Raw genomic sequence first — 12,692 nt, 5'->3', positions numbered from 1 at the left:
GCTGCAATCCGCTGGCCCTGACAGGCATCGCAATCAGGACCCGGAGAAGGACAAATGCCTCCGAAGAAGAAAATCGCCGCTCTGGTGAAGGTCCAGCTCCCCGCTGGACAGGCCACCCCGGCGCCGCCGGTGGGTACCGCGCTCGGTCCCCACGGTGTGAACATCATGGACTTCGTCAAGCAGTACAACGCTGCGACGGAGTCCCAGCGGGGCAACATCATCCCCGTTGAGATCACCATTTTCGAAGACCGCAGCTTCACCTTCATCACGAAGACGCCGCCGGCGCCTGAGCTGATCAAGAAGGCCCTGGGTCTCGACAAGGGCAGCGCGGTCCCGCACCGCGACAAGGTGGGCAAGCTCAGCCGCGAGCAGCTGCGCAGCATCGCCGAGACGAAGATGCCCGACCTCAACGCCAACGACATCGAGGCGGCCGAGAAGATCATCGCCGGCACCGCCCGGTCGATGGGCATCACCGTCGCCGAGTAACACCCTTTCCAGACGTTGTGGGAGGGCCCTCGGGCCCGCGTACCACTAGGAGTTAGCAATGAAGCGCAGCAAGGCGCACAAGGACGCGGCCGGCAAGGTCGACCGCGACAAGCTCTACACGCCCATCGAGGCAGCGAAGCTGGCCAAGGAGACGTCGACCACCAAGTTCGACGCCACCGTCGAGGTCGCGCTGCGGCTGGGCGTCGACCCTCGTAAGGCCGACCAGATCGTGCGCGGCACGGTCAACCTCCCGCACGGCACCGGCAAGACCGCCCGGGTCCTGGTCTTCGCGACCGGTGACCGTGCCGAGGCGGCCCGCGAGGTGGGCGCCGACATCGTCGGCGCCGACGAGCTGATCGACGAGATCTCCAAGGGCAACCGGCTCAACGAGTTCGACGCCGTGGTGGCCACGCCCGACATGATGGGCAAGGTCGGTCGCCTGGGTCGCGTGCTCGGTCCGCGTGGTCTCATGCCCAACCCCAAGACCGGCACGGTGACGCCCGACGTCGCCAAGGCCGTCACGGAGATCAAGGGCGGCAAGATCGAGTTCCGCACCGACCGCCAGGCCAACCTCCACTTCATCATCGGCAAGACGTCGTTCGGCGAGCGCCAGCTCATCGAGAACTACGCCGCCGCCCTTGACGAGGTGCTGCGTCTCAAGCCGTCCGCGGCCAAGGGGCGCTACCTGAAGAAGGTCACGTTCTCCACGACCATGGGCCCCGGCGTCCCGGTCGACCCGAACGTCACGCGCGGCCTCACCGCTGAGCTCGACGCGTAAGCGTTTTTCTGATCGAGCCTCGCCCGGTTTCGGGCGGGGCTCTTTCTTTTCCCTGGGGCAGGCCGCGGTTTCCCGCACGGCGGCCCGCACCACGGCCCACCCGCACCACGGCCCACCCGCGGCTGGGGAGCCGCGCGGGGCCGGGCGCCTTGAGACGGGCGCGTGCGGCGGCGTCGGGTGCGCTCGGGCGGTGGGCAGGGCCGTGATAGCGGTGTGGTGGCTTTCCGCCTCGCGGCGCCGGGCTGGGGTGGCTTGCCCGAGGTCTTCAGGCAGGTGGGCCTGGGCTGAGTCGAGTTGTGCAGGGAATGTGTGAGGGGTGTGGGGGATAACCCTGGGTTTTCCCTTATTTATGAGGGGAAGTCGCTACGGCGATGCCACTTAAAAGTAGGGTCAAGACATGCTGAAGCGCACGATAGGACTCACTGCGGCCGGTGCCGCGCTCGTCGTGGCGGCGGTCGCCGGTTGTGGATCGAACGCCCAGCCCATCCAGGTCAACCTGGCCGCCTCTGAGGTGCTCGCGCAGGCCGCGCAGAAGACCTCCGAGGTCAGCAGCTACACGGTCGACGCCGTGGTGAACGTCACGCACCCGCAGGAGGGCTCGGGCAAGGTGCAGGGACGCATGCTCTACCAGAGCAAGCCCCAGCTCGCCGTGGACCTCACCCTGGACACCGTCGACATGGGCGGGAAGAGCCTGCCGGGCGGCGTGCGCGCCGTGCTGCAGGGCGACACCGTCTACGTCAAGGTGGAGGCGCTCAAGGAGCTCGTGGGCGCGACCAAGCCGTGGATCAAGGTATCGCTCAGCGAGATGGGCGACTCCTCGCAGGTGAACGACTACCTGAGCAAGATCCAGCAGTTCGACCTGGGCAACGTGACCAAGCTCGTCACGGCTTCGCAGGACGTGAAGTCGGCCGGCAGCGAGAGCGTCAACGGCACGGACACCACGCACTACAGCGGCACGTTCCCGGTGGACGCGGCCGTGCAGCTGCTGCCCGCCGACCAGCAGGAGCAGGCGCGTACGAACCTGGCGGAGCTCAAGGACGTCAAGTTCGACATCTGGGTGGCCTCCGACGGCCTGCCGCGCAAGCTCGCGCTGAACGGCTCCAAGGAAGGCGCCACGCTCGACGCCACCCTGCTCTTCAAGGGCTTCAACGAGCCGGTGAGCATCGAGGCCCCGCCCGCTGACCAGGTCGGAGAGATGCCCAAGGGCACGACCAACTGAGAACGATTTGGAAACTCGGCGGCCAGGACGTACTCTGGTCGTTGCCGAAGACCGCCGGTCGTCGTCAGGTGCCTCAATGCCTGGCGACCGAAGGATCCACAGCTTGTGGACGGCCCGCGCAGGTGTGATGCGAGTTTCCCACATGGTGTGACCCATGTGCGTGAGCCCCGTGTGCGCCCTGCGCCCGGGGCTGTTCTCATTTTCAGGGCCTTCGCCGGCGGCACATCTGGAAGGAGGCCCATGGCGAGGGCGGATAAGGCGACAGCGGTTGCCGAGCTCAAGAGTGAGTTCGAAGGCAGCGCTGCCGCCGTTCTGACCGAGTACCGCGGTCTCACCGTCGCGCAGCTCAAGGAGCTGCGTAAGTCTCTCGGTGAGAATGCGAAGTTCGCCGTGGCGAAGAACACCCTGACCAAGATTGCGGCCAACCAGGCCGGATTCTCGGGTCTCGATGACCTGCTCGCCGGTCCGACCGCGATCGCCTTCGTCAACGGCGACGTTGTCGAGGCCGCCAAGGGTCTGCGTGACTTCGCCAAGGCCAATCCCCTTCTGGTGATCAAGGGCGGTGTCCTCGAGGGCAAGACGCTCGACGCCACCGAGATCACCAAGCTCGCCGACCTCGAGTCCCGCGAGGTCCTCCTCGCGAAGCTTGCTGGCGCGCTCAAGGCGAAGCAGAGCGCTGCCGCTGCTGTGTTCGCCGCGCTCCCCACGCAGATGGCTCAGCTGGCCGACGCCCTGCGCGCGAAGCGCGACGAGGCGGGCGAGTAACACGGGGGTTGCCGCAACACCCGCGGTCCCGTTTCTAGTTTCAGCAAGTCCCGAACGTAAGGAAAAAGCATCATGGCGAAGCTCAGCACCGACGAGCTGCTCGACGCGTTCAAGGAGATGACCCTCCTCGAGCTGTCCGAGTTCGTGAAGCAGTTCGAAGAGGTCTTCGACGTCAAGGCCGCCGCCCCCGTGGCCGTTGCCGCCGCCGCCCCCGCGGGTGGCGCCGAGGCCCCGGCCGTTGAGGAGCAGGACGAGTTCGACGTCATCCTCGAGGCTGCCGGCGACAAGAAGATCCAGGTCATCAAGGAGATCCGCGCCCTCACGTCCCTGGGCCTCAAGGAGGCCAAGGACCTGGTGGACGGCGCTCCCAAGGCCGTCTTCGACGGCAAGGTCAACAAGGAGCAGGCGGAGAAGGCCAAGGCTGCCCTCGAGGGCGCCGGCGCCACCGTGACCGTCAAGTAAGACGGTTTCTGTTCGCTGAAAAGGGGCGGGGACATCCTGGTGCCGGATGTCCGCCGCCCCTTTTTCGTGCCCTGAGCGGCCTCGCTCAGGAGATTCTCATGTCCGTCTCATCGCGCCGCGAAGCGGCTTGCCTAGCGTGCGAGCTGTGGTTACCGAAGCGAAGTCCCGTTGGGCGCTGACCGCCCTGCTCATTGGCACCGGAGTGCTCTACATCTGGGGCCTCGGCGCCTCCGGATGGGCAAATTCGTTCTATTCGGCGGCCGTTCAGGCGGGCAGCCAGAGCTGGACGGCGTTCTTCTTCGGGTCCTCCGACGCCGCGAACGCGATAACCGTCGACAAGACGCCCGCCTCCTTGTGGCCGATGGCGCTCAGCGTGCGGCTGTTCGGGCTCAATTCCTGGGCCATTCTCATTCCTCAGGCGCTCATGGGCGTCGGCACGGTGGCGCTGGTGTACGCGTCCGTGCGCAGGTTGACCAACGTGTGGGCCGGGCTGCTGGCCGGGGCCGTGATGGCGTTGACGCCGGTGGCCGTGCTGATGTTCAGGTTCAACAACCCCGACGCGCTGCTGGTGCTGCTGCTGACGGCCGCCGGGTACGGCGTGGTGCGGGCGCAGGAACGCGGGGCCACGCGGTGGCTGGTGCTGGCGGGGGCGGCGATCGGGTTCGCGTTCCTGGCGAAGATGTTGCAGGCGTTCCTGGTGTTGCCGGGGTTCGCCTTGGTTTATCTCGTCACGGCGCCGGTGCCGTTCTGGCGGCGGATGTGGCAGTTGTCGCTGGCGGGTGTGGCGATGGTGGTCTCGGCCGGGTGGTGGGTGCTGGCGGTGGCGCTGGTGCCGGCTTCCGAGCGGCCGTACATCGGGGGTTCTCAGACCAACAGCGTGCTGGAGCTGGCGCTCGGCTACAACGGGATCGGGCGGCTCAACGGCGGTGACTACGGCGGGCTGGGCAACCTGAACCAGCAGGCCGGGTGGCTGCGGCTGTTCGACACCGAGGCGGGTGGGCAGATCGCCTGGCTGCTTCCGGCAGCGCTGGTGCTCCTGGCCGCCGTCACCTGGGTCACCCGGCGGACGCCGCGGGTCGATCCGGTCCGGGCCGCCGCCTGGGTCTGGGGGAGCTGGCTGATCGTGACCGGGCTGGTCTTCAGCCTGATGCAGGGCATCTTCCACGCGTACTACACCGTGGCCCTGGCTCCGGCGATCGCGGTGCTGGTGGGCATGGGGGCGGCCGTCCTGTGGGAGCGGCAGGCGTACCGGCCGCTGGCGGTGGTCACGGCCGGTACGGCCGTGTGGTCGTACGTGCTGCTGTCGCGCAGCGCGGAGTGGAACTCCTGGCTGGGCGTGGTCGTGCTGGTGGTGGGGCTGGGGGCGGCCCTGGCGATGTTGTTCGCGCGGCGGGCCCTGGTCGTGGTGGCCGTCGCCGTGGTGGCGTGCCTGGCGTCCCTGGCGGGTCCGGCCGCGTACGCGGTGGACACGGCCTCGTCGGCGCACACCGGAGCCATTCCGACGGCGGGGCCCTCCACCGGGGGCAGGGGCTTCGGCGGGCCCGGCGGGTTCGGGGGCGGTGGCCGGCAGTTCCGGCGGATGCCCGGGAACGGCCCGTCAGCCGGCCGGCAGGCGTTCCAGGCGCCGCCCGGTGGCCGGGGGATGGGGCGCGGCGGCATGGGCGGGCTGCTCAACGCGGGCACCCCGGCCGCCGAGCTGACCGCGCTGCTGAAGACGGACGCCTCCGCGTACACGTGGGTGGCGGCGACGGTGGGCTCCAACAACGCGGCCGGCTACCAGCTGGCCGCCGGCGGGCCGGTGATGGCGGTGGGCGGCTTCAACGGCACCGACCCCGCGCCGACACTGGAGCAGTTCAAGCAGTACGTCGCCGAGAAGAAGATCCATTACTTCGTCGGCACGGGGATGGGGATGGGGATGGGCGGCCGCAGCACGGGCGGCAGCGACGACGCGGCCCGGATCGCGGCCTGGGTGCAGGAGACCTTCACCGCCACCACCGTCGGAGGGACGACGGTCTTCGACCTCACGCAGGCTTGAGCGCGGCTGCGGCGGCGCGGACCTGGGTGACGGCGCCGGTGTCCATGTAGTCCCTGGTGTGGATGATCAGGCCGTTCCTGATCCTGAGCACGAGGAGGCCCGGGACGGTGATCGACTGCCCGGCGACCGTGACGAACGTGTCCTGCTCCACCAGCACGACCTCCGGATCGGTCGCCTGGTGGAGCGAGACGCGCCGTACCTCGTCGGGCCTGAACGGCATCGCGCCCCACATCGCCCGGTACCCGGCGCGGATCTCCTCCCTCCCCTTGAACGGCGCCGGCCCCCCGAACGGGAACTCGTGCAGCGCGTCCTCCGCGTAGAGGTCGGCCAGTTCGTCGGCGGACTTGTGGAGCATGGCCGCGTGGAAGGCGGTGACGATCTCTTCGATGGACATGGGGGAGCCCCTCTCAGTTCGCTCAACAGGCGTTGACTCAACGAGCGTAGAGCGAATGGGCGAGCTCGGTCAACGCATGTAGAGTCGGGGCGTGGTCGAGAAGGGGCTGCCGCGGGCCGAGCGGCGGCGCAGGAGCGAGGAGCGGATCCTGGCGTCCGCCAGGGCGCTGTTCGCCGAGGTCGGGTTCGAGCGGGCCACCATCAGGGCCATCGCCAAACAGGCCGAAGTCGATCCCGCCCTCGTGATGCAGTACTTCGGCAGCAAGCAGGAGCTCTTCCAGCGGGCCGTGCGGGTGGCGCCGGTCGCGCACGGCGCGCTGAGCGCCGACGAGGTGGTCGAGCAGGTGCTCGGCACGCTCGGCCTGAAGCTGGGCGAGCTGCCGCAGAGCTCGCTGGCCATGATGCGGTCCATGCTCACGCACCCCGAGGCGGCCGTCTCGGCGCGCAAGGTGCTGGGCGAGCAGATCGACCGGCTGGCCCAGGCCGTACCGGGCGAGGACGCGAGGCTGCGGGCGGCGCTGATGATGATGATCATGCTCGGCGTGACCGTCGGGCATCAGCTGCTCGACCTCGACGAGTTGCGCGGGGTGCCGCAGGAGGAGATCGCCCGGCTGCTGCGGCCCGGCCTGCAGGCGCTCGCCGGTCCGGAGGGCTCATAACCGCGCCGTAACAAGTTATTGGAACGGGTTCCAATTCGGTCCGCCGCCGTTACGGTTGAGAGGCCCCTGAATACTGCCTGCGATCGGAAGGTGTCCAGTGGGAGTCGAGGTCGTGGTCGACGGGCTGACCAAGTCGTTCGGCCGGCAGGTCATCTGGGAGGACGTCTCGCTCACGCTCCCCGCGGGCGAGATCTCCGTCCTGCTCGGCCCCTCGGGCACCGGGAAGTCGGTCTTCCTCAAGACGCTGGTGGGCCTGCTGCGGCCCGATCGCGGGCACATCTGGATCGACGGCTACGACCTGGCCAACTGCAACGAGAACAAGCTCTACGAGCTGCGCCGGCTGTTCGGGGTGCTCTTCCAGGACGGCGCGCTGTTCGGCTCGCTCAACCTCTACGACAACATCGCCTTCCCGCTGCGCGAGCACACCAAGAAGACCGAGTCGCAGATCCGCCAGATCGTGATGGAGAAGGTGGAGCTGGTCGGCCTGGTCGGCGCGGAGTCCAAGCTGCCCGGGGAGATCTCCGGCGGCATGCGCAAGCGCGCGGGGCTGGCCAGGGCGCTGGTGCTGGACCCGGAGATCATCCTGTTCGACGAGCCCGACTCCGGCCTCGACCCGGTCCGCACCGCGCTGCTCAACCAGACCATCGTCGACCTCAACGCCGAGATCGAGGCGACGTTCCTGATCGTGACGCACGACATCAACACCGCCCGTACGGTCCCCGACAGCATCGGGATGCTGTTCAGGCGCGAGCTGGTCATGTTCGGCCCGCGCGAGATGCTGCTGTCGAGCGACGAGCCGGTGGTGCGGCAGTTCCTCAACGCCAGGAGGCACGGCCCCATCGGCATGTCGGAGGAGAAGGACCTCTCCGAGCTGGAGGCCGAGGCCCAGATGGGGCTCGACCCCGGCATGCTGCCGCCGATCCCGCCGCAGCTCATGCCGACCGGCAACAGGATCCGTCGTTCGCAGCAGCCGCCGGGGACGTGGCTGGCGGCCAACGGCGTGATCCCGCCGCAGGGGTCGTTCGTCGACGAACGCGGGCGCAACTGGCTGGAGGAGTATCCCCGCCTCGTGAACGCCTACCTCCACGGTGTTCAGTGACCCCCTGACTTTCCTGTCAGGTACGGCGGTGCCAGGCCGTCAGCGGGCAGCTGAGGGCCGCCTGAGGGCATATCGGGGAGATCCGGGCTCGTTGCCCGATTCGTGCCACGTCCTCTACCGTCTCGGTTGGTTCGGGGGCTCCAGCGCGAAGCCGGGGGTTATGATCCGGCGACCGGCTGGGGAAGGGGTGAGTGACGTGGCAGGACTTGCCGCCCGGCCCGCCCGCATCCTGATCGCCGCGCTCAGCGGAGTGCTCGCGGTGCTGGTCGGCCTGGGCGTGTGGATCGCCGCGCAGGCGCGCGAGGAGCAGGGCAGGGCAGGCGACAAGCAGGCGGCGCTCCTGGCGGCGGGGACCCACGCGAAGAACCTGATCTCGCTCGACTACAAGACCGTCGACGCCGACATCAAGCGCATCCTCGACACCTCGACCGGGCCGGCCAGGGCGGAGTACGAGGCCAACGCGGCCAAGCTCAAGTCCACCACGGTCGAGAACAAGGTCATCCAGCACGGCGTGCTGCGTGCCACGGGGCTGGCCTCCATGGCCGGCGCCACGGCCAAGGTGCTGGTCGTGGCCGACGTGGAGATCCGCTGGGACGGCTCCAAGAGCCCGCCGCAGGAGCGGTACTACCGCTGGTCGATGGAGCTGGCCAAGGTCGGCGGCGCCTGGCTGGTGTCCAAGGCGGTGCAGGTGTCATGAGGCGGTGGAGGGCCAGGTGAGGACGGTCACGATCGTGCTGCTGGGGATCCTCGTGGTGGTGGCCGGGGTGCTGGTGCCCACGATGTGGTTCAACCTGCGCGACCTGCGGGCGGCCGACGCGGCCGGGACGCAGGCGATGGCGGAGGCCAAGGAGGTGGCGCCCGATCTGCTCTCCTACGACTACCGGACGGTGGAGGAGGATCTGGCCCGGGCGGGGACGCACACGACCGGGGAGTTGACCAAGCACTACAAGGAGCTGACCACGTCCCTGGTGTCCAGGGCCAAGGCGCAGAAGATCGTGCAGACCGTGGCCGTGGCGGGGGCGGCGGTCGAGCGGGCGGCGCCCGATCGCGTAGAGGTTCTGCTGTTCGTGAACACGGGTATGGTCAAGAACGTTCCGGGCGAGGCCGCGCCACAGCAACAGTTCACTCAGAACCGCGCCAGGTTCGTCATGGTCCGGCAAGGATCACGCTGGCTGGTGGCCGACCTGTCGACCCTCCTGGGGACTGCCTGACGCCCACGGCGCGCCGCTTCGTTCAATTGTTACCAAAAATCAGGTTTAGCGAAGCCATAGGAGCGGGTATCTCCGTCACAGCTACACCGGTTGTCGGCATGGGTTCGGCCCCCGGTGTGACGGAGCGTTAACCGCCCCCGTTCGCGGGTATCGTCTTGGGCCTGGCGGTAGGCGCCCGGTCACACAGGGGAGAAAACCCAGCGTCCGGGCCCCTAGTCGGCTAAAAGTCGGGCTTGTGGGCTTGACGTTTCCGCTTGAACGGGCGATGCTGCGACCAACGTGGAGCATGAAGCGAGAGCGAAGTGGACAGGCGTGTGCCGTTCGGCTACACTGCCCCTTTGCGCTGCCCTTTGACGACCCGCTCCGCTTGCTCACGTTGCGAGGTTGTCTGGCGTGCGTGTAGTCAGTCCGCCGCGAGCCCTCGGAAGGACATCTGTTGGCAGCCTCGCGCAACGCCTCCGCCGTACCCGCTGGTCCCCGTCGCGTGTCATTCGCGCGCATCCAGGAGCCCCTCGAAGTTCCTGACCTTCTCGCTCTGCAGACCGAGTCGTTCGACTGGCTGCTCGGAAACGAGAAGTGGAAGGCCCGGGTAGAGGCGGCTCGCCAGGCCGGGCGCAAGGACGTCCCGACTCAGTCGGGCCTCGAAGAGATCTTCGAAGAGATCAGTCCGATCGAGGACTTCTCGGGGACCATGTCCTTGTCGTTCCGCGACCACCGATTCGAGCCGCCGAAGTACTCAGTAGATGAGTGCAAAGACAAGGACATGACCTTCTCCGCCCCGATGTTCGTGACGGCGGAGTTCATCAATAACACCACCGGTGAGATCAAGAGCCAGACGGTGTTCATGGGCGATTTCCCGCTCATGACGCCGAAGGGCACATTCATCATCAACGGCACCGAGCGTGTCGTGGTCTCGCAGCTGGTCCGTTCGCCCGGCGTCTACTTCGAACGCAATGTCGACAAGACGTCCGACAAGGACCTGTTCGGCTGCAAGGTCATCCCGTCGCGGGGTGCCTGGCTGGAGTTCGAGATCGACAAGCGCGACAGCGTCGGTGTGCGCATCGACCGCAAGCGCAAGCAGGCCGTCACGGTGCTGCTCAAGGCGCTGGGCTGGACCAGCGAGCAGATCCTCGAGAAGTTCGGCCAGTACGAGTCGATGCGGGCCACCCTGGAGAAGGACCACACGGCCGGCCAGGATGACGCGCTGCTGGACATCTACCGCAAGCTGCGGCCGGGTGAGCCGCCGACCAAGGAGTCGGCGCAGACCCTGCTGGAGAACCTCTATTTCAACCCCAAGCGGTACGACCTGGCCAAGGTCGGTCGTTACAAGATCAACAAGAAGCTCGGGGTCGACTCGGAGATCTCGCAGGGCACCCTGACCGAGGACGACATCGTCGCCACGATCGAGTACATCGTCCGCCTGCACGCGGGCGAGGAGTCGATGCCGGGTGCCAACGACCGCGAGATCATCGTCGAGGTCGACGACATCGACCACTTCGGCAACCGTCGTCTGCGCAGTGTCGGCGAGCTCATCCAGAACCAGGTCCGCCTGGGCCTGGCCCGCATGGAGCGCGTCGTTCGCGAGCGCATGACCACGCAGGACGTCGAGGCGATCACGCCGCAGACCCTGATCAACATCCGCCCGGTCGTGGCGTCGATCAAGGAGTTCTTCGGCACCTCGCAGCTGTCGCAGTTCATGGACCAGACCAACCCGCTGGCCGGCCTGACGCACAAGCGGCGTCTGTCCGCGCTGGGCCCCGGTGGTCTGTCCCGTGAGCGGGCCGGCTTCGAGGTCCGTGACGTGCACCCGTCCCACTACGGCCGGATGTGCCCGATCGAGACCCCTGAAGGCCCCAACATCGGCCTCATCGGCTCGCTGGCCTCCTACGGTCGGATCAACGCCTTCGGGTTCGTCGAGACGCCTTACCGCAAGGTCGTCGACGGCAAGGTCACCGAGCAGGTCGACTACCTCACGGCCGACGAGGAAGACCGCTACGTCAAGGCGCAGGCCAACACGGTGCTCAACGCCGACGGCTCGTTCGCCGAGCCTCGCGTCCTGGTCCGCACCAAGGGCGGTGAGACCGAGCTCATGCGGGCCGAGGAGGTCGACTACATCGACGTGTCGCCGCGCCAGATGGTGTCGGTGGCCACCGCGATGATCCCCTTCCTCGAGCACGACGACGCCAACCGCGCGCTCATGGGCTCCAACATGCAGAGGCAGTCCGTGCCGCTGCTGAAGAGCGAGTCGCCGCTGGTCGGCACCGGCATGGAATACCGTGCCGCGACCGACGCCGGCGACGTCATCAACGCCGAGAAGGCCGGTGTGGTCGAGGAGGTCTCCGCCGACTACATCACCGTCATGAACGACGACGGCACGCGCACCACCTACCGTGTCGCCAAGTTCAAGCGCTCCAACCAGGGCACCTCGTTCAACCAGAAGCCCATCGTCGCCGAGGGCGACCGGGTGGAGGTCAACCAGGTCATCGCCGACGGTCCCTGCACCGACCAGGGCGAGATGGCGCTGGGCAAGAACCTCCTGGTGGCGTTCATGCCGTGGGAGGGCCACAACTACGAAGACGCGATCATCCTGTCCCAGCGACTGGTGCAGGACGACGTGCTCTCCTCGATCCACATCGAGGAGCACGAGGTCGACGCCCGTGACACCAAGCTGGGCCCCGAGGAGATCACCCGGGACATCCCGAACGTCTCCGAGGAGGTCCTGGCCGACCTCGACGAGCGCGGCATCATCCGCATCGGCGCCGAGGTCGTCCCCGGTGACATCCTCGTCGGCAAGGTCACGCCCAAGGGTGAGACCGAGCTGACGCCGGAGGAGCGGCTGCTGCGCGCGATCTTCGGTGAGAAGGCCCGCGAAGTCCGTGACACCTCGCTGAAGGTGCCGCACGGCGAGCAGGGCAAGGTCATCGGCGTTCGCGTGTTCTCCCGCGAGGAGGGCGACGAGCTGCCTCCCGGTGTGAACGAGCTGGTCCGCGTCTACGTGGCCCAGAAGCGCAAGATCACCGACGGTGACAAGCTGGCCGGCCGGCACGGCAACAAGGGCGTCATCTCCAAGATCCTGCCCGTGGAGGACATGCCGTTCCTGGAGGACGGCACGCCGGTCGACATCATCCTCAACCCGCTGGGCGTGCCCGGCCGGATGAACGTCGGCCAGGTGCTGGAGACCCACCTGGGGTGGATCGCCGCCCGCGGCTGGGACATCTCCGGCGTCGCCGAGGCCTGGGCCGAGCGGCTGCGTGACAAGGGCTTCGAGAAGGTGGCCCCGCGCACCAACATGGCGACGCCGGTCTTCGACGGCGCCCACGAGGAGGAGATCGTCGGTCTCCTCGACAACACCATCGCCAACCGCGACGGTGACCGGATGGTGCAGCGCAGCGGCAAGGCGCAGCTGTTCGACGGCCGTTCCGGTGAGCCGTTCCCGTATCCCATCTCGGTCGGCTACATCTACATCCTCAAGCTGCTGCACCTGGTCGATGACAAGATCCACGCGCGTTCGACGGGTCCGTACTCGATGATCACCCAGCAGCCGCTGGGTGGTAAGGCGCAGTTCGGTGGTCAGCGCTTCGGTGA

General features: G+C 67.7%; 12 protein-coding genes. 11 read left to right on the top strand and 1 reads right to left on the bottom strand.

The window, feature by feature from the left end:
• The first annotated feature begins 54 nt into the window (after positions 1-54).
• The 6 genes from rplK (at position 55) to AB0L65_RS56310 (ending at position 5,745) form a co-directional block, all read left to right on the top strand.
• Positions 55-486 (top strand): 50S ribosomal protein L11, encoded by a 432-nt coding sequence (rplK, locus tag AB0L65_RS56335; protein WP_138719455.1) that lies wholly within the window; start codon positions 55-57, stop codon positions 484-486.
• A gap of 58 nt (positions 487-544) precedes the next feature.
• A complete protein-coding gene (gene rplA, locus AB0L65_RS56330; RefSeq protein ID WP_350733415.1) occupies positions 545-1,264 on the top strand; it encodes a 50S ribosomal protein L1 in 720 nt (239 codons plus the stop codon).
• Positions 1,265-1,661: 397 nt separating this feature from the next.
• Entirely contained in the window at positions 1,662-2,483 is an 822-nt protein-coding gene (locus AB0L65_RS56325; RefSeq protein WP_364264821.1) for an LppX_LprAFG lipoprotein, read from the top strand.
• Between the two features lie 240 nt (positions 2,484-2,723).
• Positions 2,724-3,248, top strand: coding sequence for a 50S ribosomal protein L10 (gene rplJ, locus AB0L65_RS56320; protein ID WP_350733418.1), 525 nt, complete (start codon positions 2,724-2,726; stop codon positions 3,246-3,248).
• 72 nt (positions 3,249-3,320) lie between these two features.
• The gene (gene rplL / locus AB0L65_RS56315; protein ID WP_350733420.1) at positions 3,321-3,710 is read left to right on the top strand and encodes a 50S ribosomal protein L7/L12; all 390 of its coding nucleotides are present in this window, start codon (positions 3,321-3,323) and stop codon (positions 3,708-3,710) included.
• Positions 3,711-3,855: 145 nt separating this feature from the next.
• Entirely contained in the window at positions 3,856-5,745 is a 1,890-nt protein-coding gene (locus tag AB0L65_RS56310) for a glycosyltransferase family 39 protein (protein ID WP_364264819.1), read from the top strand.
• Here AB0L65_RS56310 and AB0L65_RS56305 read toward each other — a convergent pair.
• Positions 5,732-6,139 (bottom strand): nuclear transport factor 2 family protein, encoded by a 408-nt coding sequence (locus AB0L65_RS56305; protein ID WP_364264817.1) that lies wholly within the window; start codon positions 6,137-6,139, stop codon positions 5,732-5,734. The two genes, AB0L65_RS56310 and AB0L65_RS56305, sit on opposite strands and share 14 nt — an antisense overlap.
• A gap of 91 nt (positions 6,140-6,230) precedes the next feature.
• Between AB0L65_RS56305 and AB0L65_RS56300 the strand changes: the two genes are divergently transcribed.
• From AB0L65_RS56300 to rpoB, 5 genes are all read left to right on the top strand, one after another.
• Positions 6,231-6,797, top strand: coding sequence for a TetR family transcriptional regulator (locus tag AB0L65_RS56300; protein WP_364264815.1), 567 nt, complete (start codon positions 6,231-6,233; stop codon positions 6,795-6,797).
• A gap of 97 nt (positions 6,798-6,894) precedes the next feature.
• Positions 6,895-7,896: an ABC transporter ATP-binding protein gene (locus tag AB0L65_RS56295; protein ID WP_364264813.1), complete on the top strand. Its 1,002-nt coding sequence runs from the start codon at positions 6,895-6,897 to the stop codon at positions 7,894-7,896.
• Positions 7,897-8,092: 196 nt separating this feature from the next.
• Positions 8,093-8,593: a hypothetical protein gene (locus AB0L65_RS56290; protein ID WP_364264811.1), complete on the top strand. Its 501-nt coding sequence runs from the start codon at positions 8,093-8,095 to the stop codon at positions 8,591-8,593.
• A 16-nt stretch (positions 8,594-8,609) separates the two neighbouring features.
• Complete coding sequence (locus tag AB0L65_RS56285; protein WP_364264809.1) at positions 8,610-9,107, top strand: hypothetical protein; 498 nt, start codon at positions 8,610-8,612, stop codon at positions 9,105-9,107.
• 436 nt (positions 9,108-9,543) lie between these two features.
• Positions 9,544-12,692: DNA-directed RNA polymerase subunit beta (gene rpoB / locus AB0L65_RS56280; protein ID WP_364264807.1), on the top strand; the 3,149-nt coding region annotated here is incomplete at its 3' end.

The organism is Nonomuraea sp. NPDC052116 (genome assembly GCF_040680035.1).
Classification (GTDB): Bacteria; Actinomycetota; Actinomycetes; order Streptosporangiales; family Streptosporangiaceae; genus Nonomuraea; species Nonomuraea angiospora_A.
The sequence above is the reverse complement of the archived record's forward strand: the minus strand, read 5'-3'. Positions and strand labels throughout refer to the sequence as shown.